We start from the raw sequence: 26299 nt of genomic DNA, 5'->3' as shown, positions 1-26299 counted from the left end.
ACTCTGATGCCGCGTTTCACCACGAGGCGCGATCCTCATCAAAGGAGAAGCAGCATGCGCTCTCAGAAGCTGATCCCCGCGCTCGCCTTGGCGGCGGGCCTGGCCGTTCCGGCAGTGCTGGCCACGGCCTCGCCCGCCGGCGCGACCACCTTGGCCGCGAACTGCTCGGTCGCGTTCTACGACCTCGACGCGTCCGCCGTGGACGAGGTCGACGGCAAGGACGAGCTCAGGCTCGAGGTCGGATCGAGACTGTTCCCCAGCAGCTGGGTCAACATGAACGCCGGCAGCGACGCCGACCCTGTGGACTTCGACTACGCGAGCGTCAACCTCAGCAGCACCTCGTCGTTGGCCTTCAACCTGCGCGAGGTCCAGCCGCCGATCGTCAAGTCGGGTTTCAACCTCGGCACGTACATCGTGTACGGCTCCACCTGCGCCGGGCTCTCCACCGGTCAGTCCGTCATCGTCGGGGGCATCATCTCCGGCACCCATGACAGCTACTACGAATACAACCTCAGGTTCAGAGTGACCGGGCTGTAACCCGACCGAACGTGAAGGCTCCGCCGTGGTCCCGAGGCGGGGCCTTCACCTTCTACCAAGCCCGGTGGTCGCGGTGACTGTCACATAAGTAGGCGCGGCTGCCGCGGGGCTGCCCATGACCACGTCAGCGGAGGTCGGCGCATTTTCGTTGATCCGGTACAGGCTCGAGGTGCCCTGCCTCTCGACCAGCACGAACCGCATCTTGGCCAGGATCTTCAGGTGGTGCGAGACCGTGGACCGGCCCAGCCCGCTGGTTCGCCACCAACACACCGAAGACCTCGGCCCACGTGGCCGTCCCTCCGAACTCGGCGGCGACGTGCTTGCAGGCGCGCATTATCGAGCCAGGTGGAATATAGAAGTCTCCTTAGTCTTCATGACCGCGAGCGCGTCGTTCTTGGTCGCCCGGTCGATAAAGATCGAGCAGGAGGTAGCCGCGCAGGCCGAACAGGGGAACCTTTTCGTGCTACAGCAGCAGCGCGAGCGTCGCACAGGTTACCGCCGCGCCCGCCACGGCGCCCGTGATAGCCGGGGTGCGGTCGCGGATCTCCGCGCGGGCCCACCCGGATCACCGTCACCAACACGGCGTCGGCCGCGAGCATCACGACCGACCCGGCGCCACGGCAAGGCGATTTGATCCACCCGGAGCGGCTGGAGCCCCATATGATCCAACACAGCTATCTTCCGGGCATTGCCCCCGGCCGGCTGGGCGTCGTATCCCACCGGAAAGTGGAACACCAACCCTTTCCGTAGCAGGTGATCAGTGAGTAGACCGGCGATCGACACGACGAAGCCTTCGCCCGCGCGCATATATGACTTGATGCTCGGGGGCAATGAGAATTTTGAGGTGGATCGGCAAGCGGCCCAAGTTGTACTCGAGGTTGCGCCGGAGGCCAAGCTGGCAGCGGTGGCCAACCGGGAGTTCCTCGTGAGAGCGACCCGGTACGCCACCAGCCATGGGATCACGCAGTGCCTGGACATAGGTTCCGGCCTGCCCACTCAGATGAACGTTCACCAGGTCGCCCAAGCCGAGATAGCCAGTGTCCGCACAGTGTACGTCGACAACGACCCCAGCGTACTTGCGCACGCGCAGGCGCTCATCGTCGATGACCCGAACACCGGCTACATCGAGGCGGACCTGACGGCCCCCGCCGAGATCATCGCCAATCCGGTGACACAGCGGTTGATCGACTTCTCCCAGCCGGTCGCTGTGTTCCTAGTCGCTGTCCTCCACTTCGTCCCCGATGGGAACGATCCGTATGGCATCGTCCATGACCTGATGGAGCAGGTGGCCTCTGGGTCGATGCTCATCGCGTCGCACGGGACCACCGATGGCATCAGCCCCGTGGTGTGGGAGCGGATCCAGCGTCAGAACGAGCAGTTAGCGGTCCCGCTGACCTTCCGGTCCGGCGAGAAGATCCGGCGCTTCTTCGATGGGCTCGACCTGGTGGACCCTCCCGGCTGCGTTTTCCTTGAGCAATGGGCGCCGGGCGAGGTGCTGCCCGTCGATGAGACTGCGCCGTTGAAGCTTCGCTGCGGGGTCGCGATCAAGCGCTAACTCACCTCAGCTTGGCGAGTTTGCTCTTGCACCGGTCGGCGTGATGCCCAGTGCCTTCGCCCTCGTACTGCGCCGCCGCCGCGGCGTACCGCTCGGCCGCCTCTTCGCGACGGCCGAGCTCCACCAAGACGTCGCCCTCCAACTCCAGGTACGACGCATCATCTGCTTCGTGCCCGAGCGGGCTCACAAGTTCTCTGCGCTGACCGCACAGGTCAGGGACCGTGTGATAGCTACCGGCCGCCAGCTCGACCTGGCCCAGCATGAGCAAGGTGTCCGCCTCGTACGCCCTGCGGCCGGCGCCCATCCCCACGGCTTCGGCCTTACCCGCCGCTTCCCGGCAGCGTGTTACCGCTCCGTCGTGCAGGCCGCGGCGGCTGAGCGCGAGCCCCAAGGTCCGCAGGCACGCCACCTCGGTGTGAACGTCGCCGACGTACGCGCGAGCTCCAACCCCTTGGTGGCGTCATCGGCCCACCGGTCGACGACGTCCTCCGGGCAGTCACTCGGCCGCCAACGCTCGGGCGGCCAGTGATCGCGCGAGGCTCGCCGATCGACAACCGCAGCGAACACCTCGAGGCACAGATTGAGCAGCCGCCAACCTCGCATCGCCGCACGCGGTCGCGGTATGCATGATGAGCCGCCACATGTCTTGAGTGGTTCTGCTCCTGCGCGCCCAGAACAGATTCGAATGAAGTCGCAGGGCGATCCCGAAGGCGCTCTGAACGCGCAGCTCACGACAGGCAAACCGGACGGCTTCCAACAGGTTTTCGATTTCACTGGCGAACCATGACTGGGGTCAGCCTGGACGAGACGCCGCGCGCCGGGCGGCGCGTACAGCGACATGCCGAGCCGAGCTGAGGGGGTTGTGCGGCTCATGCGGGATGAGCGAATCGGCATGGTAGGCAAGTTCGAGCCAGCCGAGGAGCAGCCGGTCCACGGCCGCGTCGCTTTCGGTGACGTGCTCGGCCAGCCGACCCCGACCGGCGGCGAACGAGCGCTGGTGGCCGTGCTGCTGGTAGCACAGTTGGCCGACCGCGTCGACGCCGACGGGGTCGATGAGGCTATGCGTGGTCAGGTTCCTTCGTAGCCGCGTGTCGGCGTGGACCTTCGTAGGAGCCCGCATGTGGTCGCTCGTTGATCGTCGTTCTGGGACGTGGCTGGTTGTGTTGTTTGGCTGGGCTGCAGGCAAGTTCGAGTCCATAGTGACGCTATGACAGGTACCTCTGTACGCAGGCCGCTGTTGCTGGCGGCGTCGGTGGTGTTGCCGGTGGGCGGGGCGGTGGCCGGCAATCAGATCCTCAACGACGGGCAGTGGTCGTGGTGGTGGGCGCTGATCGCGGTCGCCTTGTCGGCGGCGTGCGCATGGGTTACTCATCGCCTTACGCGTACGGCCAAAGGGTCGGCGGCGGTGGCGGGCCAGTTGGTCTCCGGCTCAACAGTTGGCGGCGGCGTTACCCAGGTCAAAGGTGTCACGGGCACGCTGCGACTCGGGCCCCCTTCATCCCCCGCTCCTGCTCCGCAACAGCCTGCGGCCGAGGCATCCGAGCCGGTGTCGCCAGCGCCGGAGACCGGGCAGACGGTGACCCGGACGCGGATCGGTGGCGAGGTGGTACAGGTCGATGGCGTCGGCGGCGACGCCGAGATCGACCGATGATCGGCTCCAGGGGCCGATCCGGCCACGAGGGCAAGGCGGTCTCCCAGTCAGTGACCGACAGCCTGGTGCTGGGCGATGTGATCCAGGTCCACGGGGTGGCCGGCAGCGTGACGATCACGTTGAGCAGGCCGGTGTATCGGGTGGAGCCGTTCCCTCCGTCGCGGAGCTGGCCAGGGGCAGAGCAGGCGCGGGCGCAGCCGTCTCGCTTGTTGCTGGCCCGGTATGAGGTGGTGCCGTTCATCGGCCGCGAATCCCTGCGACGGGAGCTGGCGGACTGGATGCAAGGCCCGGAGGGCTCGATGTCGGTGCGGCTGGTGCACGGGCCGGGCGGGCAGGGCAAGACCCGGCTGGCCGCCTTCCTGGCCGGTGAGCACTCCAGCGGGGAGCAGGGCTGGCAGGTGTGGCAGGCGCGCGAGGCGCTGCCGAGCTCAGCCGTGCCGTCCCGACTGAGCATGCCGGCGGGTGCGGCGAGGGTTTTGGTGGTGGTGGACTACGCCGACCGGTGGGCGTTCACGCACCTGCAGGCGCTGCTCAGCGATCTGCGCACGCTGGCGGTGAGAATGCCGGGTGGGCCGACGGTGCGGGTGTTGTTGCTGGCCCGCTCGGCCGGGTGGTGGTGGCAGGGACTTCAAGAATGGCTGGATGCCGACCTGGATCTACCCGCTGAGCAGGTGCCGTTGCAGCCGCTGGGTGGTGAGGTTGACCGGCATGAGCTGTTCACCGCTGCTCGGGACCGTTTCGCCGCCGCATTGGAGGTGGCGGGATGCCAGGCCATCGATCCTCCTGCGCGGCTGGGTGACGTGCGGTTCGCGCAGGTGCTGTCGGTGCACATGGCCGCGCTGGCCGCCGTCGACGCGCACCATCGTGGCACCACGGCGCCGGTCGATTCGGAACGGATCTCGGCCTACCTGCTGCGCCGCGAACGCGCGCACTGGCAGGCCTGGCACAGCCGTCACGACGATCCGTTGCCCACACCGCCGCCGACCATGGGGCGCGCGGTGTGGGCAGCCACCTTGACCGGGCCGCTCCCGCACCTCACCGGGATCGCGGTGCTGGAGCGGGCTCAGATCGCCACTCTGCCGGAGAACGCTGCCCAGGTCCTGGCCGACCACCAGCGCTGCTACCCGGCTGACGATCCGGCCACCGTACTGGAGCCGCTGTATCCCGACCGGCTCGGTGAGGACTTCCTCGCTCTGTCCATTCCCGGCAACACCGCTGCCGGGTGCGATACGAGCGCCGTGGACGCCTGGGCAGGCACCGCGCTCCTCCCGCTCCTCACCCCGGCTTCTGGCGAGGAACAGCCGCCTCCGTGGACTCGCGCCGCGCTGACAGTACTGATCGAGACCGCCCGCCGCTGGCCGCACGTGGCCAGCAGGCAGCTGTACCCCCTGCTTACCGCCCACCCCGAGCACATGCTGTACGCCGGCAGCGCCGCTCTCGCCGCCCTGGCCGACTTGCCCGATATCGACCTGGCCCTCCTGGAAGCCGTCGAGGCCTTGCTGCCACCCGGTCGGCACATCGACCTCGATCTCGGAATCGCCGCCCTGTCCACCCGCCTGACCGACCATCGCCTGACGGCCACCACCGACCCCGCGCGAAAAGCAGCGCTTCATCTCAACCATGCCAATCGCCTGGGCAACGCGGGCCAGCACCAGCCCGCCCTGGAAGCCGGCCAGCGGGCACTCAAGCTGTATGGCGAGCTGGCCGAGTCGAATCGTGACGCCTACCTGCCCAATCTGGCCATGTCGCTGAGCAATCACGCTGTTGGATTGGCGGCGGTGGGGCGGCGAGCCGAAGCCGTGCCCATCTCTGAGCAGGCAGTCGAGCTGCGCCGCGAGCTGGCCGAGTTGAATCGTGACGCCTACTTGCCCGACCTGGCCATGTCGCTGAGCAATCACGCTGTGCGGTTGGCGGAGGTGGGGCGGCGAGCCGAAGCCGTGCCCGTCTCCGAGCAGGCCATCGAGCTGCATGGCGAACTGGCCGAACACAACCGCGACACCTACCTGTCCAACCTGGCCACGTCGCTGAGCAACCACGCCGCCCTGCTGGCGGAGGTGGGGCGGGTAGCCGAAGCCGTGCCCATCGCCGAGCAGGCCGTCGAGCTGCATGGCGAACTGGCCGAACACAAGCGCGATGCCTACCTGCCCGACCTGGCCATGTCGCTGAGCAATCACGCCAACCGGTTGGCGGAGGTCGGGCGGATAGCCGAAGCCGTGCCCATCTCCGAGCAAGCCGTCGAACTCCGCCGCGAACTGGCCGAACTCAACCGCGACGCCTACCTGCCCGACCTGGCGGCCTCGTTGAACAACCACGCTGTTCAGTTGGCGGAGGTGGGGCGGGTAGCCGAAGCCGTGCCCATCTCCGAGCAAGCCATCGAGCTGTATGGCGAGCTGGCTGAACTCAACCGCGACGCCTACCTGCCCAATCTGGCCACGTCGCTGAGCAATTACGCCAACCGGTTGGCGGAGGTCGGGCGGATAGCCGAAGCCGTGCCCGTCTCCGAGCAGGCCGTCGAGCTGCGCCGCGAGCTGGCTGAACTCAACCGCGACGCCTACCTGCCCGACCTGGCCATGTCGCTGAGCAATCACGCTGTGCGGTTGGCGGAGGTGGGGCGGCGAGCCGAAGCCGTGCCCGTCTCCGAGCAAGCCGTCGAGCTGTATGGCGAACTGGCCGAACTCAACCGCGACGCCTACCTGCCCAACCTGGCGGGCTCGTTGAACAACCACGCCGCCCTGCTGGCGGAGGTCGGGCGGATAGCCGAAGCCGTACCCGTCTCCGAGCAAGCCGTCGACCTGTATGGCGAACTGGCCGAACACAATCCCGACGCCTACCTGCCCAACTATGTGCGCAGTCTCGCTGTCCAAGGACGGACGTTGAGCCAGGCGCAGCGGCACGGTGAAGCCGTCGTTCCCCTGGTTGAAGCGCTGGCCATCGGCCTGGAACTTCCGGAGTACGCACGCGATCTTGTGGGAGCCGCCGCCGAGGTTCTCCATGAGGTGTACCGAGCCGGCCCGCAAGAGGTCAGCGAGACGTTCGAAACCCTGACTGGGCAGCCCTTGCCGGACTGGATCAAGGAGTGAGGCGTTCGGCCGGGTGAGAGGACAGAATGCCCTCATGATGATGTATCGCCACCCACTTCTAGGACCCCCTCAGGGAGTGTGGCGTAGGAGTGGGCGGTGGCCCCAGGTGGCCCAGCGCCAGAGCCACTCGAGGGGCCCGAAGCGGTATCGGCGCAGCCAGAGAGTAGACCACACCCACTGAGTGCAGAGAATGGCAGCGGCGATCCCGACCACCATCGTCAAGGACCAGTTGTCCGGCGAGCCACCGATGACACGTTGGGCAGCGAGGACGAGGATCGTGGCGGTCAGATAGTTGGTCAGCGCCATCCGGCCCAGCGGCGCGTAGATGGCCTGCAGCGCCGGGCGGAGCGGCGTCCGGAGCAGGACCAGCAGAGCGCAGATGTAGAAACCGGCGACCAGCAGCCCACCCACGCCCATCGCGAGGCCGAAGCCGGGGTCGTCGGACCGCAGCCCGACCTGCCACCACAGGACGGGTGCCGCCAGCGCAGCCAGGGCCGAGCCCAAAACGATCGGCACTCGGGTGGACCGCTCGATCCGCTCGATCACCCCGTACCGGGTCAGTGTCGAGCCCAGCAGGAACAGCCCGGGGACCAGGCCGAAGAAGCCGCTTCCGAGGATCGGCGAGATCGCGAGGAGCGCGGCGGACAGGCCGGCTACGGCCCATCGGGGCAGCCAGGTCGAGGGCAGCAGTATCACCAGGCCGACGATGGCGTAGATGGCCAGGATGTCGCCCTGCCACAGCAGGAAGTGGTGCACCAGACCGAGCGCGAGCAGCACCAGCAGCCGGCGCAGCAGGAGCACCCGCGGGTGAGCGGTACGGCCCGCGGACGACTCCAGCAACAGCGAGAAGCCGACGCCGAACAGCAGGGAGAAGATCGGGAAGAAGCGCTGCTCGACGAGCAGCCCCATCCACACATCCCCCGCTGTCGGCGACCCATGGGTCACGACCGGGCCGCCGAGGCTGGCAATCGGCTGGACGTTGGCCAGCAGGATCCCGCACAGCGCGAATCCGCGGATTACGTCGAGCGCGCCGATGCGTGGGCGGCTGGAGGAGGTCATCGCCCGGCCGCCGGATTGAGCCGGGCGCCCGCCAGCAGGTGCACGGCGGCGCTCAGGCTCGGTCGGGTCCGTGGCCTTCGGCGTCGGATAGGGATCTTGATGTGGCATGAGGCTCATCCTGCGGGCCCGGTCCGGTGCCGGGCATCGAGCGAAAGCAGGGTTACGCGGTGCTCGACGGTACTTTCGGCTGGTTCGGTGCGGGGCAGTCATCTCCTAGCCTGAGCGGTGTGAAGGGTCGGGGATCGCTGAGCGGGTGGGTCGGGTTCGCGGTCGATGCCGGGCTCGGCGTCGGGTTCGCGGCGGCGCTCGCCTTCCAGGCGTACCGGCTCGCCGACAGTTGGGGTGGCGCCTACTGGCAGTTCGGCTGCGTGGCGGCGGCGGTGGTATGCGGGCTGGCTCTGGTGCGCCGACGCGGCCGGTTGTGGGCGGCCATCGCGGGCCTGGCCGTCGCGGCGGTCGCCCTCGTGGTCGCCCGGCTGGCCGGGCTGCCGAGTGAGCCGGGGCCCGCTATGGCGTTGGGCCTGTCGGTGCTGGTCGGGTCCGCGGTCAGAGTGCTGCCGGCCTGGCGGGCGGGCGCCGTCGCGGCCGGCGGGGGCGCGGTGGTCGCCGGTGGGCTGCTGGCCGCGTTCGTCTTCTCCACCGGCTCGGTGGTGGCGGTGCTGAACGGCGCGGCGTGGCTGGCCGCGCTGGTGGCCGGGCTGGGGCCGCGGCTGCTGGCCGCCCGGCGCCGGGCCATGGCCGAGCGGGTACGTCGCAACGAGCGTCTGGAGCTGGCCCGCGAGCTGCACGACGTCGTCGCCCACCACATCACCTCCATCGTGCTCCAGGCCCAGGCCGGCCAGCTCCTGGCCCGCAAGCAGCCGCACACGGCGGAAGGCTCCCTGGCCGACATCGAGGCCGCCGGATCCGACGCGCTGGCCGCGACCCGCCGCGTGGTCGGCCTGCTGCGCGACGCCACCGAGAACAGCAACGACAACGACAAAACGCACTCCGCCGAACAGCTCGGCGAGCTCGTCAAACGGTTCGACGGCCACGGGCTTGTGGTGCGCTTGAGCTTGCCTGACGGGGAGTCGGGGTGTCCGCCCGAAGTGGCCCGTACCCTCTACCGGGTCGTACAGGAGTCGCTGACCAACATCTCCCGCCACGCCCCGAACGCCCGCCACGTCACAGTCACCGTCACCGTCGCCCGAGACCAGGACGCCGTCAGGGTGCAGGTCGTCGACGACGCCCCGCCGGGCGTGACCCCCTACCCTCACCGGGGCGGGTACGGCCTGATCGGGATGCGCGAACGCGTCGAGGCTCTCGGCGGCACGCTCAGCGTCGGCCCGCGCCGCGGAGCCGGCTGGTCCGTACTCGCCACCCTGCCCATCGCCACAGCCGCTTCCGTGAGCGGGCGCCGATGACCATTCGGGTCCTGCTGGCCGACGACCAGGCGATGATCCGCGCCAGCCTGCGCATCATCCTGGAAGACCAGCCCGACATCAGCGTGGTCGGCGAGGCCGCCGACGGCGCCGAGGCGGTCGCCCTGGCCCGGAGGCTGCGCCCGGACGTGTGCCTGGTGGACATCCAGATGCCCCGCCTGGACGGCATCGAGGTCACCCGCGAGCTGGCCGGCCCTCGCGTCCCCGACCCGCTGCGGGTGATCGTGGTCACCACCTTCGACCTGGACGAGTACGTCTACGGCGCGCTACGCGGCGGAGCGGCCGGCTTCATCCTGAAAGACGCCGGGCCCGCCCTGCTCGTCGAGGCCGTCCGGGCCGCGCACGCCGGAGACGCGTTGATCTCCCCGTCGATCACGCTACGGCTCCTGCGCCACCTCACCGCTTCCGGAGGGCCGGCCACTGGCGGAGCCGCCGCGCCGCTGTCCCAACGAGAGACCGAAGTCGTCCGGGCCATGGCCGCGGGCCGTACCAACCAGGAGATCGCCACCGAGCTGTTCATCTCGGTGAGCACGGTCAAAGGTCACGTCACCGCCATCCAGGCCAAACTCCAGATGCGCAACCGAGTCGAGGTCGTCGCCTGGGCCTGGGAGAACCGCATCGTGGGCACCGCCTGAAGGCTGTTGCCTGGATCAGCGCGGAATCGGCCGTTCACCGAACTACTGGCAGCCCGATGAGGTCAGAAGACGTTCTTGAGGAACGGCAGCAGCGCTTCGGCCGTGCGCTCGGGGAACTCCGACATGGGGTAGTGGCCCGCGCCGTCGATCAACACGGCCTGCCCCCGCAGCAGTGACGCCTGAGTCCGCGCCTCCGCCGCCGGGTCGGGGAAGTCGGGATCCTTGACGCCCATGAGGACCAGGGCCGGGCAGCGGACATGCGGGAGGACCTGCTCGGCGTCCGGCGCCCGGTCGAAGAGCATGCGGCGCATCGCCTCGTGCCGCCGCGGGTCGCGCAGCATGGCCACCAGCTTGGCGCGGTGCCCGTCCAGGTCAGTGGGCTTGGCGGTGGGGTGCGCCATGCCGTAGTAGATCTTCCACAACCAGGGGGAGGAGCCGATGACCCGGACGAGCGCTCGGACGGCGACGTTGAGCGGGATGGCTCTGATGAACCCGTCGATGGGGACGATGCCGGCCACCCGCTCGGGAGCCTCGGCGGCGGCGCGGACGATGCCGCCTCCGGCGTAGGAGTTGCCGAGCAGGACGGCGCCGGGCGCGTCCAGTTCCTCCAGAAGGGCCACGATGTCGCCGCCCACGGCGGACTGCGAGTAGTCGTCCCACCCCGCTGACGACTCCCCGTGGCCGCGCAGGTCCATGGTCACCACCCGGTACCCCGCTTCCACCAGCGCGGGACGCAGGAACCGGTAGACCTCCCGGATGTCTCCGAGGCCGGGCACACACACCACCAGTGGCCCCTCGCCGGCGGAATCGTAGGCCAGTCGCCCGTCCGGCACGTCAACGAACATGTCAGCACCCTTCGCGAAAGAGGACATGGGCGGTCTCAGCTGAGGACATCGACGGCGAGGCCCAGGACCAACAGCGCCGCCATCACGCCGCCGGAGACCATCGCGCGCCAGGTGACGGGTGCGCGCTGCCGTACCGAGCGGAAGTACAGGACGGCGCCGACCACCAGGAGGATCCCTTCGATGACGGCCGTGGCCCAGGGGACCTGCCACAGTCCGAGGCCGAGCAGGGGCAGGCCGCCGGCGTTGCCGGGCAGCAGCGGCAGGTCGGCGCGGTGGACCAGCAGGTCGAGCAGCCAGTGGCTGAACACCATCGCGCCCAGCAACCAACCGGTCCTGCGGCCCCACCGCCGGGCGCCGAGGCCGCCGTACAGCGCCGATAGCAGTAAGGCGCCCAGCAGCGAGTGGGTGTACTGCGCGTTGATCAGCGCTTCGCCGTAGGTTCCGGGGGCGACGGCCTTGAAGGACTCGATCCCGCCCGCCAGGTACAGGGCCACGAAGACGACGTCGAGGAACTGCGTGGCGAGCATGAGCGACCACAGCGGGACGCGCGGTTCGCGGGCCTTGACCGCAGCGGCCAGGCCGAAGTGTCCGATGAACATCTAGCGTCCTTCCTTGGCGACGGGCTCGGCGGCGCGGGTGGCCCAGTGGTCGAGCCACCCGCACAGCACGACGAACAAGATCAGAAAGATAAGGAAGTCCACATGTTTCCCCTTACGTCTGCGCGCGGATCGCGCTTGCGGTACGACGCTAGGGACCGGAGGCGTCCGGCCGGTATCGGACGATTGTCGGGTGATACGACTGATGCCCGTCTGGCGAGTGACGGTACATTCTGATCGTGCTGCGAGGGCGGGAACGAGAACTGGCGGAGATCGAGGCGCTGCTCGCACGGGCCAGGGACGGCCGGAGCGCAAGCCTGATACTCAGGGGCGAGCCCGGCATCGGCAAGTCCGCGCTCCTCGACCACGCGGCCCGGTCGCCGGAGGGCCTGCGACCGCTGCGCGGCACCGGCATCGAGACCGAGGCCGAGCTGCCCTTCGCGGCGCTCCACCTGCTGCTCCGCCCGGCCCTCGACCGGATCGGCCGGCTGCCGGCGCCGCAGGCCCGGGCGCTGGAGGGCGCGTTCGGCCTGGCCACCGCCCGCGGGGACGCCCCTGAGGACCGCTTCCTCATCGGCCTGGCCGCCTTGTCACTGCTCACCGAACTGGCCGAGGACGGCCCGCTGCTCTGCCTGGTCGACGACGCCCAGTGGATGGACCGATCGTCGGCCGAGGCGCTGCTGTTCGCGGCCCGGCGGCTGCACTCCGAGGGGATCGCCCTGCTGTTCGCCGCCAGGGACGGCTTCCACGCGCCCGGGGTCCCCGAACTGCGGCTCGAAGGACTCGACCGGCAGGCCGCCGGCGAGCTGCTGCACGAGCGCACGCCCGGGCTGGGCCCGTCGGTGCGGGAAAGGATCCTCGCCGCGAGCGGCGGGAACCCGCTCGCCCTGATCGAGCTGCCCCGGGCCCCCGAGGCGCTGCGGCACGCGCAGGAACCGCTGCCGCTGCCGCGCCGGATCCAGGAGGCCTACGAGGCGCGCATCGCCGTCCTGCCGCCGGGCACCCAGACGATGCTGCTGGTCGCGGCCCTCGACGACGCCCGGGACCTCGACGTCGTGCTGCGCGCGGCCGGCCGGCTGGGGGTCGACGGCAGTGCCCTGGGCCCGGCCGAACACGCCGGTTTCCTGTCCACCGCCGACGGGCGGATCTCCTTCGGCCACCCGCTCATGCGCACTGCGGCGGCGCGGCGGGCGGTCTACGACGAACGCCTGGCCGTGCACCGCGCCCTCGCCGGCGTGCTCGACGACGAGCAGGACGCCGACCGCCGCGCCTGGCACCTGGCCGCCGCCGCGACGGGCCGCGACGAGCCGATCGCCGCCGCGCTGGAGCAGGCGGCGGGCCGCGCCCGCGAGCGCGCCGGCCACGCCGCGGCCGCCGCGGCCCTGGAACGGGCGGCGCGGCTCACCCCCGGCCTGGCCGAGCGGGCCCGGCGGCTGGCCCTGGCAGCCGAGGCCGCCGCGGACGCCGGCGTCCTGGAGCACGCGCAGGGCCTGGCCGACCAGGCGCGGCGGCTCGACGACGACCCGCTGACCGTCGCGCGGCTGGCGGGGCTGCGCGGCCGGATCGCCTTCGACCGGGGAGCCGTGCACGACGCCCATCGGATCCTGCTCGACGGCGCCGCCTCCATCTCCGTCCTGGATCGCAAGGCCGCGGCGCTGATCCTGCTCGACGCCGTGCGCAACGCGTGGTACCTCAGCGATCCGGCGGCCGTCGCCGAGTCCGCGGCGCGGCTCGCCGAGCTGCCGTTGTCGCCGGAGGACGGGCTGGACGGCTTCGTCCGGGCGGCCCGCGCCATGGCCGACTTCCTGGCCGGCGACCTGGACCGGGCGCTACCGCCGTTCCGTGAGCTCATCGCCGTGGCCGTGGCGATCCCCGCCGGCATGACGGCCCTGAGAATCAGCCTCTGCTCGCTGGCCGGGATCTCGGGGGACTTCGACAACGGGGAGGCTATCGCCCAGTCGGCGATCGAGGAATGCCGGTCCGTCGGCCTGATCGGGCTGCTGCCGCTCGCCCAGGCTGTGCTGGCGATCCACCAGTTGTACCTCGGGCGCTTCCGCGACGCCGTCACGACCGCGACGGAGGGCCGTCGGCTCGCCGTCGACATCGGCCACACGCACCGCGTCGCGCACTTCGAGAGCGTCATGGCCATGGCGAGCGCCGTCCAGGGCCGCGAACAGGAGTGCCGCGAGCTCGCCGAGCGGACGATCGCGCACGTCGCCGCCCATCCGGTGGCGACCATCGTCGGCTGGGCCGAATGGGCGCTCGGCCTGCTGGACCTCGGCCAGGGCCGCTTCGAGGCGGCGCTGGAACGCTTCGACGCCGCCGCCCGCGGGCCGCTCCGGCACCAGATCATGCCGATCTACTTCGCTCCCGACCAGATCGAGGCCGCCGTGCGACTGGGCCTGCCCGCCCGCGCGGAGCAACCGCTCGCCCGCTTCGCCACCTGGACCGCGGCCGCCGGTCATCCGTGGGCGGAGGCCGTGCTGCACCGCTGCCGTGCCCTCCTCGCCCACGACGACCACGAGGCGGAACGGCACTGGGAGCAGGCCGCGCGCTCGCACGCCGAGGCGAACCGCCCCTACGAGCGGGCCCGCACCGACCTGCTCCACGGCGAGTGGCTGCGCCGCAACCGCCGCAGGCACGAGTCCCGGGCCCGCCTGCGCGCGGCGCTGGAGACCTTCGAGCGCGTCGGCGCCCGCCCCTGGGCTGAGCGGGCCCGCGCCGAGCTGCGCGCGGCGGGCGAGAACGTGGCCCAGGGCAGCCCCGATCTGGCCGCCCTGCTCTCACCCCAGGAGCAGCAGGTGGTACGCCTCGCCGCCACGGGGATCACCAACCGGGAGATCGCCGCCCAGCTCTTCCTCAGCCCGAAGACCGTCAGCCACCACCTGTACCGCGCCTTCCCCAAGCTCGGCGTCACCACCCGCACCGAACTCGCCCACCTCGACCTGAGCTGAACGACCCAAATCGCCTGATCCGGCTGCGGAACCGGGATCTGGGCTGGTGCCTGGCGACGGGTCTCACCGTCACCAGGCATCAGGCATCAGGCATCGCCTTGCCCTTGGTCACGGGCGGTCCTTCGGCGTCGCGGGGAGCTCGTCCGTCCAATCGGTGGTCACGGAGATGTATCCGTCGGTGTGCCCCGAGTTTCCGTTACCGGCGAGGAAGAGGTTGGCGCGGACGACCCGGGCGGTCTCGGGATCGACGACCATCTGGATCCAGTTATCCGGGTCGTCAGGGTCGGGAATCCGCAAGGCCTGACCGCCTTCGACCGCGCCCGTGTTCTCGACTCCCGGCGTCGCGGCGAGCGCCTGGAACGCCGCGGAACGGACCTCCGCAGGCGTGGGCAGCTCCGTGATCAGCGCGAGCAGGCTGAGTGTGGGGTCGCCCTGGGCCTCGGACGTGGACATGTCATCCGGGTCGCCTTTGCGCTGGACGATCCACGCCTTCAGGGCCTCCGGGTCCGTCGGCAGCTTCTCGAGGTCGTCGAAGCTCACGTCGGCTCCCTTGAGCCTGAGCGAGATCGAGTCTGGTACGACGGTGTCCGGAGTGTCGCCCGGCTCGTTCCTCGTCCAGCGCTTGCCGTCGCGCGAGGTCCAGCTCTCCATAGGGGGAATCTCGCTGTTCGACCACTTGGCGGTGACGTGCCAGTAGGTCCCGGAGCTTTGCGGCGTACGTTCCGCGCTGACGGCCGCCATGAGCAGGACCTCCTTGCCCGAGACCGGAGCCGCGGCGATCACATGCGCCGGAGCGCCCGCGTTCGTGACCGCCCCCGTAGCGATCACGACCGCGGCGGCCGCCCCGGCGGCGACCAGCGCCACACCCGGCACGAACCACCTGACGCGCCCCCGGCTCCGCATCCTCTGGCCCAGCGTCCTGTGGCCCAGCGTCCTGTGCTGGAGCCTGCTCCGGCTACGCGCGACCACCTTCTCGGACGGCTCCGGCTTGGCCAGCAGACTGGCCACCTCTTCCAGGTCGTTCATGGGGTCTCCTTGCCTCTGAGTGCGCTGTCTATGAGGGTGCTGTCGATCCGAGCGTGGATCTTGGCGCGGGCCCGGCTGAGCCGCGAACCCACCGTGCCGATGGAGATGCCGAGCGCCTGGGCGATCTCGTCGTAGCTCAGCTCTCCCAGTGCCAGGAGCAGCAGCACGTCACGCTCGCCGGCGTTCAGCGAGGCGAGCGCCATGGCCAGTTGCGGCTGCACGCGCTGGGCGGATACTGAGGTGAGGACCCGGTTCTCGTGCCCTTCCACGACCGGCGCGGGGTCCAGCCGGGCCAGCGCCTTGTAGTGGCGGGCCTCCTTACGGCGATGCCTGGCCACCAGGTTCGTGGCGAACCCGAACAGCCAAGGCCGTAATCCCCCCTGCCCCGGATCGAAACGATCGCGCCGATCGAACGCCAGCAGGAACGTCTCCGCCGCGATGTCCTCGGCCACCTGCGTGTCCAGGCGGCCCGCAACGTACAGGTAGATGTCGCGGAAATAGCGGTCATGCACGGCGGTGAACAGCTCGGGATCCCGCCGGTAACCGGCGACGAGGTCGGCGTCGGTCACCTGCTCGCCCACGTCGGCGGTCACGTGCCCGTCTCCGTCATGAGTGTGCCTTCCGGATGGTGATCGTTGCTTTCACCCACCCTTCGCCGTACGCCCACTTCTTCTTCCCATCAGTCCCCTACGGCCCGCCCAGTGCCGGATGTCCCACCACTCCCACCGCACGTCGACGGGGCTTCGGGAAGGAGTTCATCAAGCCTTATCCCTCGCATACAGACGGCGAGTTCGCCCGGCTTTACGCTTCGCAGTACAGGGGGAGTATCCCTTCGCAGCAGCCTCGTCATTTACGGTGCAGCCCCGCTCCATGGGCCCCCGGGGCTGTTGGTCCGTCCCTGAACCGGGCGGGAGAGACCTCTGGCAAGCTTCGCGCTGCCAGGAGGCCGTCAGTGCTCGACTTCTTCAAGGCAGTGGGCTTAAGCGCCTCGGTACTGCCACTCGCCTTGGCGATCATCGTCGTCGCAGCAGGCCTGACCGCCCTGTGGGCCCCGTCGGCCAAGCGCCAGAACCGCGCTGTCCAGGTGCTGCGGATCGTCCTGCGCGCCCCCGACAGGCGGACGCGAGACGGCCAACTCCGCACACCGCCGTCGGGCGCCGAGGCAACTTCGCAGGAGAACTCCAAACCCGAACAGGCACTGTAGAGCTGTCCTGGCTGCGGCCGTGACCAACGGCTTGGCCGACGATGCGGGCGCGTGACCAGCCGCAGGGGGAAGGCCGTTGAACGGCGCTCGGCTGGTCACGGGCTTGTGGTTAGTGATCACGGGCCAGAGATGGCCGGGCAGCCGGGCACGGCAAGTCGGCCCAGACCACACGGCGTTCACCGCTCAGGTATGTGCCCCAGGCGCTAGAAAGCATCTGGTCGCTGGAGACCTTCGGCGGCTCGCCGATCTTCTTGCAGCGTTCTCATGCCGTGAGACCGAGCCCCGTCCCCGAACCGAGGTTCACGCGGACGAGGCGGATGTTGGACGGTCCACATCGCACTGCTGGGTCGAGACCCGCCTCGTGGCATCACTCGCGGCGTCGGTGATAGGCAGGAGTTCCTTAGCGGCTAGCGCGAAGCCGCGGTCCGGATGATCCACCGCCGCGGCGAAAGTCATCCCGGAGACTGTGGCCCCGGGAAGAACCAGCGGCGCGCCGATCATGCCTGAGCGCATGTCCGCGGACAATGTGAGAACGGTCCGCGTGACCTGGTGTTTGTGGTAAATATCCATGCTCTCTGCCTCAATACGACGGTCGACCCTGATCGGCTCTACCACCGCATGCTCTGTGTCTTTCCGATAGCCGAGCAGGTAGGCATCGCCGAGCGGCGCCTCGGAGAGCGTTTCAGCGATGTGGAGCGCAGGTGCGGAAAGATCTGGTACGTAAAAAACCGCGACATCAATATCCGGATCAAAGGCAACGACACGGGCTTGATATCCCTCACCCTCATCGGCGGTGACCACGAGGGACTCGACGACGCCGGCCACCACATGAGCCGCCGTGACCACCCGCTGCGGGGCGTATACGAAACCGGTCCCCTCGATCTTCTTGCCACACGACGGCGCCGGTCCCGAGACGCGTACCACGCTCTGCTTCTCACTGACGATCTCCGGCGGGATCACGACGTCACCCGCGTGCGGCGGGGAAGCGGTGGGCAGCGACCAGAAGGACACCGTGATCGAGCATCCGCTCAGGACGAGGAGGATCGGTAACCAGAGCCAGCGCATCATGCCTTCCATCTCTTCGTGGGAACCTGCGTCCCGGGAAAGGCCCGCTGTCCTGGTCGACGTCACATGCGCTCCGGGGACACATATTCGATCAAGCTACCGACGGCTGATGACGGTCATGTCACGTATCGGGCCGTCTCGCTGCACCTGTTCGACGGCTTCACCGCCGTCCGATAACTCATTCCAGCGGCGAGCCGCCAACGCAGGCGGCGATGGTCTTGGCCACCTGGAATGGCGGAATCTCGGTCGTGTCGATGATTTTCCCTTCACGGCCAAGCCAAGGCAGAGCGTCGCGGTATTCCGGAAGGTGATCCAGGCGCCACTTTCTGATCTCTGGGGTATCCGCTTCGATTCGACGGGTGAGTGTGCCCTCGTCCGCGTGGAGTACAAAGTGATGGACAGGGATGCTTGCTCTCTGGAGACCCGTGTGAATCTCCTGCCAATACCGCTCGACGAGGACGGTCTGCGGCATGACGAGTACACCGCCGACATAGTCGAGCAGTTGTGCGGCCGTCTCAACGACAAGACCGCGCCACGGCCTCCAGTGCTGGAAGTCACCGAGACTGGGGAGGTCTGAGACGGTTTGCAGCAGGTAGCCAACCTGCTCAGGGTCAAAGTACCGAGCTTCAGGGATGAGCGATATGAGGTCATTCGCAGCACTTGTCTTGCCTGCGCCAAATGTGCCGTTCAGCCAAATAATCATGGAGCCGAGCATAGTGAGAAAGCCCCATGGTGGCGGCGAGCGTGATGTTGCGGGTGTTGGCGCTGCTACGTGAGGTCGAGATATTTGAGCCCGCTTCCCCGGAGCTCCAACCGCCCCATGTTGCCCGGCTCCCTCCGCCCCGCGCACCCGATGGTGCTGGGAGTGCGCCGGTCAACGCTGGGGCAAGGAGGAGAGGCAGTCATGCTCCGCTCCCTGTCCTCGGCTCAGGTCATCGAAGTAGCCACTCCAGGCAGGCCAAGAGGTCGGGGAGTTCGAGGGGCGGCAGCCCCTCGTTTCGGGGTTTGGGGCGGAGCCCCAATAGACACAGTCTGAGGTTGATCGGCGCGAAGCGCCCCATTGGCGAAGGCGATGCAGTTGGGCGGGGTGTGGGGGCCGCGGCCCCCACTGGAGACAGTCTGAGTTCTTGAGCACGAAGCGCCCCTCTGGCGAAGGCCTTGCTTGGAGGGGTTTCAGCGGTCGCGGGCGTCGTACTCTTCGCGGGCGCTGTCGATCCGGTCGATGTTCTGCTCGGCCCACTGCTTCATGACCGCCATGACGGGCAGGAGGCTCCGGCCCAGGTCGGTGAGGGCGTAGTCGACGCGTACCGGCACCGCCGGAGTGACCGTACGCGAGATCAGGCCGTCGCGTTCGAGGTGACGCAGCGTCTCCGTGAGCATTTTCTGGCTGGCGCCCGCGATCGCGCGAGCCAGGTCGCCGAAGCGGCGCGGGCCGTCGGCCAGCTCGTTGAGCAGGACGGCCACCCACTTGTCACCGATGCGCTCGATCAGCCGGTTTGCCGGGCAGGCGGTGAAGCGGGCCTGGTAGGAGAGCCGGCTCTCGGCGCGCCGCTGGGCGGCGGTGCGAGTGGTCATGGCATCCCCTCACGTGGGTTGGTCACCTTGAAGTGCGTACTGCCGTTCGACCGTAGCACCGCCTAACTTCGCTCGTGAGCAGGGCTCATCCTGCCTGATCAAGGAGTGAAGAGAGCATGACGACGATCGCTATTCTCGGCTCGGGCGCTGTGGCCCGAGCCCTCACCGGCAGGCTGCGCGGCGCGGGGCACGAGCTCGTCGTGGGCTCTCGTGCCCCGCGCGAGGACGCCGTCTTTCCCGTCATCGGCCTGCGTGAGGCGGCGGGTTCGGCGGAGGTGGTGATCAATGCCATGCCCGGCCCCGTGTCGGTGGAAGTGCTCACCGGCCTCGCGGTGGAACTGGCGGGCAAGGTGCTGGTCGACGTCGCCAACGCCACCGAATCCGACGCGCACGGCTTCGCGTCGGCGCTGCTGTATCCGGGTAGCAGCCTCGCCGAGGAGATTCAGCGGGCATTGCCGGATGTACGTGTGGTGAAGACACTCAACACCGTGCACGAATCGATCATGGCTCAACCGGCTCGGCTGTCCATCCCGCCCACTGCCTTTCTGTCCGGGAACGACGCCGACGCCAAGAAGGCCGTCGGTGGTCTGCTGGCCGACCTGGGGTGGGCGGCTGAGTGGATCATCGATCTCGGTGGTGTGGAGACGGCGCGGGTGCCGGAGGCGTTCATGCTGATGGTCGGCGACCTCGTCCGCGCGCTCGGGCCGGTGCCCTTCGGCATGGCCATCGCCCGTTGACGACCCTTGTTTACGCCTGCTGATGCTCGTTACGCCGGTTGGGGGGTGAGCCAGGTGGTCATCGCCTCGGGCAGGCCGTCCGTGCCCGCCCAGGCCACGTAGCCGTCGGGGCGGATCAGCAGGACGTCGGCGGGCGGGTCCGGGCAGTGCGCGGCGACGACGTGGAGGCGGTCGTCGCCGACCAGGTCGCCCAGCTCCGAAGGGCCCAGGTTGAGCAGTACCCAGCCGGCCGGGCGCATGAGCTCCGCCACCCGGGTCGGCCCTTCCGTGGTGGTCAGTGCCAGGTCGGGGGCGAATCGGCCGGTCAGTGGGTGGGGCGCGGCGCCGTACCGGATGTCGGAGCCCTGGGGCAGGGTCCCGTACCGGATGTCGGAGCCCTGGAGCATCTCGCCGAGACGACTCAAGGGCTGGTCGAAGGCGAACAGTTCCGCGAGGAGGTCGCGCAGGGCCGCGCCGTCCTCGCCGGTGAGGCGTTCCAGGACCGCCTGGGCGCGGGTGTGGCGCAGGGTGTGGACGGCCACCGGGCGGCGTTCCGACTCGTACGTGTCGAGCAGGCCGGGCGGGGCCTGGCCGTGCAGGTGGGCGGCCAGCTTCCAGGCGAGGTTGGCGGTGTCCATCAGGCCGACGTTCAGCGCCGAGCCGCCCGCGGGGAACAGGTGGGCGGCGTCACCCGCCAGGAACACCCGGCCCTCGCGATAGCGGTCGGCGACGCGGGCCTGCGAGACGGTGCTCGACAGCCAGATGGGCTCGCCCAGCGGCAGGTCGACGCCGATGACCCGGCGCACCGCGGCCTCGAACTCCGCCAGTGTGACGGCCGTGGCGGGCGCCGTCCCCTTCTCGCGTACGCCGACGATGTGGACGCCGGACTGGAGCGAGGTGAGCAGCAAGCGGCCGTTCGGGGTATGGTTCCAGCCCTGCTGCAGGCCATTGACCTGTGGTGTGTCGAAAATCCTCGCATCCGGCGCCGCGAAGTGGCCGAGCCGCAGCACCTCGTCGTCCGTCGTGCCGGGGAAGCCGATGCCCGCCTGCTCGCGTACCGGGCTGTGGCCGCCGTCGCAGCCGACGACGTAGCGGGCCTGGAGCCGGAAGCCGTCACCCTCCAGCGTCACGCCTTCGTCGTCCTGGGCGAGCGTCCTCAGCCGGTGGTCCCAGCTGATCTCGGCGCCGAGCTCGGCCGCGCGCTCCCGCAGCAGCCGCTCCAGACGGGGCTGCTGGATCATCAGCAGCTGTAACGGGGACTCGCCGCCCAGTTCGGCGAACTTCAAGGGCACCGAGCCGAACGGGAAGCCCGGCGCGCGTCCGGCGAACGGGCTGCCCGCGCTGAACCGTTCGAGCAGACCCCGATGGTCGAGCAGCTGGATGATCTGCCCGCCCAGGCCGTTGGCCTTGGGGAGGTCGCCAGGCTCGGCTCTCTTCTCCAGCACGGTCGTACGGACACCGGCCAGGCGCAGCTCGCAGGCCAGCATGAGCCCCGTGGGGCCCGCTCCTATGATCACTACTTCTTCCATGCCTGTCAGGCTAGATTGACAAACTTCGCCTGTCAATCTAGCCTGACGACGTGGACATGGGAGAACTCTCTGAACGCATCAAGTCGAACGACCCCGCCATGGGACTGCGCGCGGTCGGCGCCCTGCACCGGCTGGCCGAGCAGGTCGAAGCCGTCTCCGTGGCCCTGGCCAGGGAGCAGGGGTGGACGTGGGAGCAGATCGGCGACGCGCTCGGCATGTCGCGGCAGTCGGTACACGCGAAGTACGGAAAGTGACGCTAATTACGGCAGGTTAGGAGTGGCATGTTCGGCAAGGAGAAGAGCCCGTTCGCGGTGGTCGTGACCGCGGCGCTGGAAGAGGCCAGGCAGCGCGGCGACCGGCGGCTGGGGACCGAGCATCTGCTGCTCGGGTTGCTGCGCCAGCCGGATCTGGCCCCCGCCCGAGCGCTCGGCGTGGATCTGGAACGGGCGCGGGCGGCACTCGAAGAGCTCGACCGGGCGTCGCTGCGGGCGCTCGGGATCGACGTCGGCGATGTACCGCGGGCACGGCCGCGCAAGCATCCGGCCGTGCCGGGCACCGCGCTGACGTCCAGCGCGCGGGCGGCGATCAACCAGACGATCAAGACGACCACCCGCAAGGTCAGGAACACCGCCGCGCCGGCCCAGCTGCTGCTGGCCCTGCTCGCGCAGGGACGGCCCGATCCGGTGGCCGAGCTGATCGACCAGCTCGGCATCGACCGCGCCGAGGTCCGCGCCCGCCTGGCCGCCTAACCGACCGGCCGGTGCCCTGCCCACGACGACCGACAACCGACCGACCACCGGTGACCGGCCGACCGACCGACCGGCCGCCTAACTGACCGACCGGTGACTGGCCCACCGACAACCGACCGACCGGCCGAAATCGGGTTGATCGTGCCTCACCCCACTGGCAGGCTCGAACGATGGACCACCGCACGTTCGACGACCTAGTCGCAGAGGCCGAGTCGGTCTCCGTGGACGGCTGGGACTTCTCCTGGCTCGACGGCCGGGCGACGGAGGCCCGCCCCTCCTGGGGATACTCCCGCCGGCTGGCCGGCCGGATGGCCACCGCCGAGGCCGCGCTCGACATCGAGACCGGCGGCGGCGAGATCCTGGCCGGGGTCCCGAAGCTCCCGCCGGTCACCGTCGCCACCGAGTCGTGGCCGCCCAACCTCGCCCTGGCCGCCAAGCGGCTGCGCGCCCGCGGCGCCGCGGTGGTGGCCGACGACGAGCTGCCCCGCCTGCCGTTCCGCACGGCGGCCTTCGACCTCGTCGTCAGCCGTCACCCGGTGCGCACCTGGTGGGCCGAGATCGCCCGCGTACTCAGGCCGGGTGGCACCTACTTCTCCCAGCAGGTGGGCGCACGCAGCGTCGCCGAGCTGACCGAATTCTTCATGGGCCCGCAGGACGGCTCCAGCCGCGACCCCGAGAAGGCCAGGGCGGCGGCCGTGCAGGCCGGGCTCACCGTGGTCGATCTGCGGACCGAGTCGTTGCGGATGGAGTTCCGGGACATCGGCGCGGTGATCTATTTCCTGCGCAAGGTGATCTGGACCGTGCCGGACTTCTCGGTCGACCGCTACCGGAAAGAGCTGCGCGAGCTGCACGAACGCATCCAGGAAGACGGGCCGTTCATCGCCCATTCCACCCGTTTCCTGATCGAGGCCAGAGCCTGACGCGTCGCCCGGCCCCTGCGGCTGGGCATCCGACTACCTCCGCGGGCGTACGACAAAAGCGGCCGGACACTCCCCTGGGTGGAGCGCACGACGAGCCCACGGTCCGATGCGCCGGGGCCGCACGGTGGCGATCCTCAACGTATGAACACAATGACGCATTGGGGCTGGGGCGCTGGATTCTGGCCGATCATCCCGGTTCTCTGGGGCCTGTTCTGGGTGGCCGTCGTCGCCCTGGCCGTTCGGACCTGGCAGAAAGGTCGCCGGCACCGTACCGAAGCCGGAGCGACCACGTCCGCGGAGCGGATCCTCGCGGAGCGGTACGCGCGCGGCGAGATGAGCGACGACGAGTACTTCCAGCGGATATCAGTGCTCAAGAGCTGACCCACCCACCACGGCAAAACCTAAACCGTCACGCGAGTAAAACAACTGTGACTGGCCGCATCCGGTTCGCGACGTTAAGTTGCCTCTAGAGACTGTCGAGAAGTGGGGGCCCTTATGCAGTCGATCGCCCGATTCTGCGGCCAATGCAACTGTGGCTGCCCCGAGTTGTTCGTCGACCGTTCGGCGCCGGAAGAGCGTCAGGTGCTGATCACCGACGACTTCGGGCAGCGGGTGGAGATGAGCCTCGACCAGTTCGGCTCGATCGTCGAGGCGGCCAAGAGCGGAGCGCTGGACGACCTGGCGCTCCACGGCTGACCGTGCAGGCCATCACCCTGCTCGCCAGCGGGCTCGCCGCTGGGCTGGTGGCGGGGACCGCGTCCTGCACCGCGGTGCAGGGCGGGCTGCTCGTGGGCCTCACCTCGGGCGGCTGCGATGGCGACGAGCGGGGGCCGTCGCGCGATCCCGTGCTCGTGGGGTGGTTCCTGGCGGGTCGGCTGCTCGCCTACGCGGCCGCCGGGGCACTGCTCGGCCTGGCGGGCTCGGCCGTCAGCCTGCCTCCGCAGGCGCGGGCGCTGCTGCTCGTGGCGGCGGGCATCGCGGTCATCACGTACGCGATCAGGCTGCTCCGCCGGCGGCAACCCGGCTGCGAGGCCCCCAGGCGGGCGCCCCGGAGCGCGCCGCTGCTGGGCGCGGCCACCATCCTCATCCCCTGCGGGGTGACACTCGGCATGGAGATGGTCGCGGTCTCCAGTGGCTCGCCGCTGGGCGGCGCGGCGGTGATGACCGGATTCGTGCTCGGCACCGCGCCCGCCTTCGCGCTGCTCGGCTGGGTCCTGCGGCGCGTCTCGCGGACCAGGCTCGCCCGGCTGGCCGGGGTGGCGGCGCTCGCGGCCGGCCTGTGGACGGTCGGCTCGGGTGTCAGCCTGGGCGGCTGGCTCGCGGCTCCGGCAGGTTCGGCGGGACTGGCAGGTTTGGCGGGGCTGGCGGGACTGGCGGGTCCTACGGGCTTGGCGGGTCCGGCGGGCTCGACAGGTTGGGCGGGTCCAGCAGGTTCGGCAGGTTCGGCGGCGTCAGGCGGGGACAGCGCCGGGCAGGGTGCCCATACGGTCACCGTCTGGGCGACCCGCGACGGCTACCGGCCGCAGATCGTGACCGCCCGTGCCGGAGTCCCCGTCGAGATCGTCTTCAAGCTGGCCGACCAGGGCTGTACGAGCACGGTCACCATCGCCGGGCGCGACGTCGCCCTTCCCGCGACGGTGCACCTGCCGCCGCAGCGCCCGGGGTCGCTTCGTTACGTATGCGGGATGGGGATGTACAGCGGCTACATCAACTTCTCCTAGTCCCTCGGCGATTACTGTTCGCATTCGCGCGATTACCTGGCACCCTGTGGCCATGGCGTGGTGGCAAGAGGAGGTGGCGGCACCGGCGATTCCGGCGCCACGGGTGGGAGACGAGCCCGAGCTGCTGATGGCCGCTCGGGCCGGCGACCCGCAGGCGGCGCACCGGCTCGGCCGGCTCTGCGCTCAGCGAGGCGACCGCTCGGCGGCCAAGGAGTGGTGGGAACGGGCGGCGGCGGGCGGCAACATCGACAGTGCCTACAACCTCGGCGTCTGGCACGAGAAGCACGGCAGCCTGGAGGAGTCCGTCTCCTGGTACAAACTGGCCGCCGCCACCGGCGACGTCGAGGCCGCGGTCAACCTGGCCACGTTGCTGCTGGAGCAGCGCGGAGACGTGCCGGCCGCCCGGCGCTGGTTCGAGATCGCGGCCCGCGAGGGCTCCCGGACGGCCGCCCGGCGACTGGCGCTGATCTGCGAGGACGCGGGCGAGGTCGCGGCCGCGCGCGAGTGGCACCGCAGAGCGGCCGCCGACGGCGACGCGGCCTCCGCGCACGACCTGGGCTTCCTGGCGTACGCGGCGGGCGAGGACGAGGAGACCCTGCACTGGTGGGAGTGCGCCGCGCGCGGCGGCCACGCCGAGTCGGCCTACTGCCTCGGCCTGCTCCTCCAGGCCAGCCGTGACCCCGAGGGCGCCGGCGCCTACTTCCGGCTGGCCGCCAAGAGCGATCACCCGGGCGCCGCCTCGCAGCTCGGCGGCAGCGCGCTGGCCCACGGAGACCTGCGTACGGCCCGCGCCTGGTTCGAGCGGGCCGCGAGCGCGGGCCGGCTGGCGGACCAGCGGATGGCCGGGTTCGTCTGCGTGGAACTGGGCGACACCGCCGGGGCCGGCCACTGGTTCGGCCGGGCGGCGGCCAGCGGCGACGCCGAGTCCGCCTTCCACTTCGGGCTGCTGCTCATCGCCGAGTTCAACGACCTGGCGGCCGGTCGGCACTGGTTCCGGCAGGCCGCGCTGGCCGGACATCACCAGGCGGCCATCGAGCTGGCCGGGCTGCTGTCGGCGGCAGGGGAGACGGAGGAGGCCGCGCGGTGGCTGGCCGACCCGCCGCCTCCGTCATGGGACCGGCCGGCCGAGCCCGAACTGGCCGCGCGGGCCGAGCTGGCGGCGTCCGCCACGGGCCGCAGGGGCGGCGTCCCGCTGGCCGTACGCGAGCTGGCCGAGATTCTCGGCACCTGGGACCTGGCGACCAGACCGTTGCACGACCACGCGGACGTGCTGGGCTGGCTGGCCCGGCGCAGCGGCCTGCACGCCAGCGCGATCGAGCACCTGGCGTCGGTGCGCGGCACGTTGCTGCGTCCGGGCAGCGCGCCCTGGCCCAGCCCCGGCGAGATCGACCACGTCCTCGCCACGGCCCGCGACCTGCGACAGCGGCTCGGCGTCCGTTAGCCAAGCCGCTGTGCTCCAAA

Annotated in this window: 28 protein-coding genes; 16 read left to right on the top strand and 12 right to left on the bottom strand. The window is 69.9% G+C overall.

Annotated elements, in window-relative coordinates; translation table 11 throughout:
- Positions 1-54 precede the first annotated feature (54 nt).
- A complete protein-coding gene (locus AB0C30_RS27325; RefSeq protein WP_357949449.1) occupies positions 55-537 on the top strand; it encodes a hypothetical protein in 483 nt (160 codons plus the stop codon).
- A 45-nt stretch (positions 538-582) separates the two neighbouring features.
- Here AB0C30_RS27325 and AB0C30_RS27320 read toward each other — a convergent pair whose 3' ends face one another.
- Positions 583-738: a hypothetical protein gene (locus AB0C30_RS27320; RefSeq protein ID WP_357949447.1), complete on the bottom strand. Its 156-nt coding sequence runs from the start codon at positions 736-738 to the stop codon at positions 583-585.
- 559 nt (positions 739-1297) lie between these two features.
- Between AB0C30_RS27320 and AB0C30_RS27315 the strand changes: the two genes are divergently transcribed.
- Positions 1298-2092, top strand: coding sequence for an SAM-dependent methyltransferase (locus tag AB0C30_RS27315; RefSeq protein ID WP_357949444.1), 795 nt, complete (start codon positions 1298-1300; stop codon positions 2090-2092).
- A gap of 1 nt (position 2093) precedes the next feature.
- Here the strand turns inward: AB0C30_RS27315 and AB0C30_RS27310 are convergent, their stop codons facing one another.
- On the bottom strand, positions 2094-2483 hold the full coding sequence (locus tag AB0C30_RS27310) for a hypothetical protein (protein WP_357949442.1): 390 nt from the start codon (positions 2481-2483) through the stop codon (positions 2094-2096).
- Between the two features lie 402 nt (positions 2484-2885).
- Complete coding sequence (locus tag AB0C30_RS27305; RefSeq protein WP_357949439.1) at positions 2886-3212, bottom strand: hypothetical protein; 327 nt, start codon at positions 3210-3212, stop codon at positions 2886-2888.
- An 87-nt stretch (positions 3213-3299) separates the two neighbouring features.
- Between AB0C30_RS27305 and AB0C30_RS27300 the strand changes: the two genes are divergently transcribed.
- Together AB0C30_RS27300 and AB0C30_RS27295 are read left to right on the top strand one after the other, a co-directional pair.
- On the top strand, positions 3300-3743 hold the full coding sequence (locus AB0C30_RS27300) for a hypothetical protein (protein ID WP_357949435.1): 444 nt from the start codon (positions 3300-3302) through the stop codon (positions 3741-3743).
- On the top strand, positions 3740-6823 hold the full coding sequence (locus tag AB0C30_RS27295) for a tetratricopeptide repeat protein (RefSeq protein ID WP_357949432.1): 3084 nt from the start codon (positions 3740-3742) through the stop codon (positions 6821-6823). The genes AB0C30_RS27300 and AB0C30_RS27295 overlap by 4 nt, the downstream gene beginning before the upstream one ends.
- Before the next feature lie 69 nt (positions 6824-6892).
- Here the strand turns inward: AB0C30_RS27295 and AB0C30_RS27290 are convergent, their stop codons facing one another.
- Positions 6893-7990, bottom strand: a complete 1098-nt coding sequence (locus tag AB0C30_RS27290) for a DUF418 domain-containing protein (RefSeq protein ID WP_357949430.1) — start codon at positions 7988-7990, stop codon at positions 6893-6895.
- A gap of 119 nt (positions 7991-8109) precedes the next feature.
- On the opposite strand from AB0C30_RS27290, the gene AB0C30_RS27285 reads away from it, so the two are divergent.
- The gene (locus tag AB0C30_RS27285) at positions 8110-9285 is read left to right on the top strand and encodes a sensor histidine kinase (RefSeq protein ID WP_357949427.1); all 1176 of its coding nucleotides are present in this window, start codon (positions 8110-8112) and stop codon (positions 9283-9285) included.
- On the top strand, positions 9282-9938 hold the full coding sequence (locus tag AB0C30_RS27280; protein WP_357949424.1) for a response regulator transcription factor: 657 nt from the start codon (positions 9282-9284) through the stop codon (positions 9936-9938). Before AB0C30_RS27285 ends, AB0C30_RS27280 begins: the two co-directional genes overlap by 4 nt.
- 62 nt (positions 9939-10000) lie before the next feature.
- Here AB0C30_RS27280 and AB0C30_RS27275 read toward each other — a convergent pair whose 3' ends face one another.
- A complete protein-coding gene (locus AB0C30_RS27275) occupies positions 10001-10783 on the bottom strand; it encodes an alpha/beta hydrolase (protein ID WP_357949421.1) in 783 nt (260 codons plus the stop codon).
- A gap of 35 nt (positions 10784-10818) precedes the next feature.
- Positions 10819-11382, bottom strand: a complete 564-nt coding sequence (locus tag AB0C30_RS27270) for a permease (RefSeq protein WP_357949418.1) — start codon at positions 11380-11382, stop codon at positions 10819-10821.
- A 236-nt stretch (positions 11383-11618) separates the two neighbouring features.
- Here AB0C30_RS27270 and AB0C30_RS27265 point away from each other — a divergent pair, with 236 nt between their 5' ends.
- A complete protein-coding gene (locus AB0C30_RS27265; RefSeq protein ID WP_357949415.1) occupies positions 11619-14333 on the top strand; it encodes an AAA family ATPase in 2715 nt (904 codons plus the stop codon).
- A 108-nt stretch (positions 14334-14441) separates the two neighbouring features.
- Here AB0C30_RS27265 and AB0C30_RS27260 read toward each other — a convergent pair whose 3' ends face one another.
- Positions 14442-15359 (bottom strand): CU044_5270 family protein, encoded by a 918-nt coding sequence (locus AB0C30_RS27260; protein WP_357949412.1) that lies wholly within the window; start codon positions 15357-15359, stop codon positions 14442-14444.
- A complete protein-coding gene (locus AB0C30_RS27255) occupies positions 15356-15952 on the bottom strand; it encodes an RNA polymerase sigma factor (RefSeq protein WP_357949409.1) in 597 nt (198 codons plus the stop codon). The genes AB0C30_RS27260 and AB0C30_RS27255 overlap by 4 nt, the downstream gene beginning before the upstream one ends.
- Positions 15953-16311: 359 nt before the next feature.
- Between AB0C30_RS27255 and AB0C30_RS27250 the strand changes: the two genes are divergently transcribed.
- The gene (locus AB0C30_RS27250; protein ID WP_357949406.1) at positions 16312-16563 is read left to right on the top strand and encodes a hypothetical protein; all 252 of its coding nucleotides are present in this window, start codon (positions 16312-16314) and stop codon (positions 16561-16563) included.
- 300 nt (positions 16564-16863) lie between these two features.
- Here the strand turns inward: AB0C30_RS27250 and AB0C30_RS27245 are convergent, their stop codons facing one another.
- From AB0C30_RS27245 to AB0C30_RS27235, 3 genes are all read right to left on the bottom strand, one after another.
- Positions 16864-17631, bottom strand: a complete 768-nt coding sequence (locus tag AB0C30_RS27245) for a trypsin-like peptidase domain-containing protein (protein ID WP_357949403.1) — start codon at positions 17629-17631, stop codon at positions 16864-16866.
- 175 nt (positions 17632-17806) lie between these two features.
- The gene (locus AB0C30_RS27240; protein ID WP_357949400.1) at positions 17807-18331 is read right to left on the bottom strand and encodes an ATP-binding protein; all 525 of its coding nucleotides are present in this window, start codon (positions 18329-18331) and stop codon (positions 17807-17809) included.
- Positions 18332-18801: 470 nt separating this feature from the next.
- Positions 18802-19203 (bottom strand): helix-turn-helix domain-containing protein, encoded by a 402-nt coding sequence (locus tag AB0C30_RS27235; RefSeq protein ID WP_357949397.1) that lies wholly within the window; start codon positions 19201-19203, stop codon positions 18802-18804.
- A 116-nt stretch (positions 19204-19319) separates the two neighbouring features.
- Here AB0C30_RS27235 and AB0C30_RS27230 point away from each other — a divergent pair, with 116 nt between their 5' ends.
- Positions 19320-19940 (top strand): NAD(P)-binding domain-containing protein, encoded by a 621-nt coding sequence (locus AB0C30_RS27230; protein ID WP_357949395.1) that lies wholly within the window; start codon positions 19320-19322, stop codon positions 19938-19940.
- Between the two features lie 29 nt (positions 19941-19969).
- Here AB0C30_RS27230 and AB0C30_RS27225 read toward each other — a convergent pair whose 3' ends face one another.
- Positions 19970-21448, bottom strand: a complete 1479-nt coding sequence (locus AB0C30_RS27225; protein ID WP_357949393.1) for an FAD-dependent monooxygenase — start codon at positions 21446-21448, stop codon at positions 19970-19972.
- 56 nt (positions 21449-21504) lie between these two features.
- On the opposite strand from AB0C30_RS27225, the gene AB0C30_RS27220 reads away from it, so the two are divergent.
- From AB0C30_RS27220 to AB0C30_RS27190, 7 genes are all read left to right on the top strand, one after another.
- The gene (locus tag AB0C30_RS27220; RefSeq protein ID WP_214633670.1) at positions 21505-21702 is read left to right on the top strand and encodes a helix-turn-helix domain-containing protein; all 198 of its coding nucleotides are present in this window, start codon (positions 21505-21507) and stop codon (positions 21700-21702) included.
- A gap of 27 nt (positions 21703-21729) precedes the next feature.
- Entirely contained in the window at positions 21730-22197 is a 468-nt protein-coding gene (locus AB0C30_RS27215; protein WP_357949390.1) for a Clp protease N-terminal domain-containing protein, read from the top strand.
- Positions 22198-22367: 170 nt separating this feature from the next.
- Positions 22368-23117, top strand: a complete 750-nt coding sequence (locus tag AB0C30_RS27210) for a class I SAM-dependent methyltransferase (protein ID WP_357949388.1) — start codon at positions 22368-22370, stop codon at positions 23115-23117.
- A gap of 141 nt (positions 23118-23258) precedes the next feature.
- Entirely contained in the window at positions 23259-23498 is a 240-nt protein-coding gene (locus AB0C30_RS27205) for a hypothetical protein (RefSeq protein WP_357949385.1), read from the top strand.
- A gap of 114 nt (positions 23499-23612) precedes the next feature.
- Positions 23613-23813, top strand: a complete 201-nt coding sequence (locus tag AB0C30_RS27200) for a hypothetical protein (RefSeq protein WP_357949382.1) — start codon at positions 23613-23615, stop codon at positions 23811-23813.
- 2 nt (positions 23814-23815) lie between these two features.
- Positions 23816-24838: a sulfite exporter TauE/SafE family protein gene (locus tag AB0C30_RS27195; RefSeq protein WP_357949380.1), complete on the top strand. Its 1023-nt coding sequence runs from the start codon at positions 23816-23818 to the stop codon at positions 24836-24838.
- Between the two features lie 52 nt (positions 24839-24890).
- Positions 24891-26279: a tetratricopeptide repeat protein gene (locus tag AB0C30_RS27190; RefSeq protein WP_357949378.1), complete on the top strand. Its 1389-nt coding sequence runs from the start codon at positions 24891-24893 to the stop codon at positions 26277-26279.
- Positions 26280-26299: the final 20 nt, after the last annotated feature.

Source organism: Nonomuraea sp. NPDC048901 (assembly GCF_040649695.1).
In the GTDB taxonomy this organism is placed as follows: Bacteria; Actinomycetota; Actinomycetes; order Streptosporangiales; family Streptosporangiaceae; genus Nonomuraea.
Note: the sequence above shows the minus strand (reverse complement) of the source record. Positions and strands in the feature narration are given on the sequence as shown.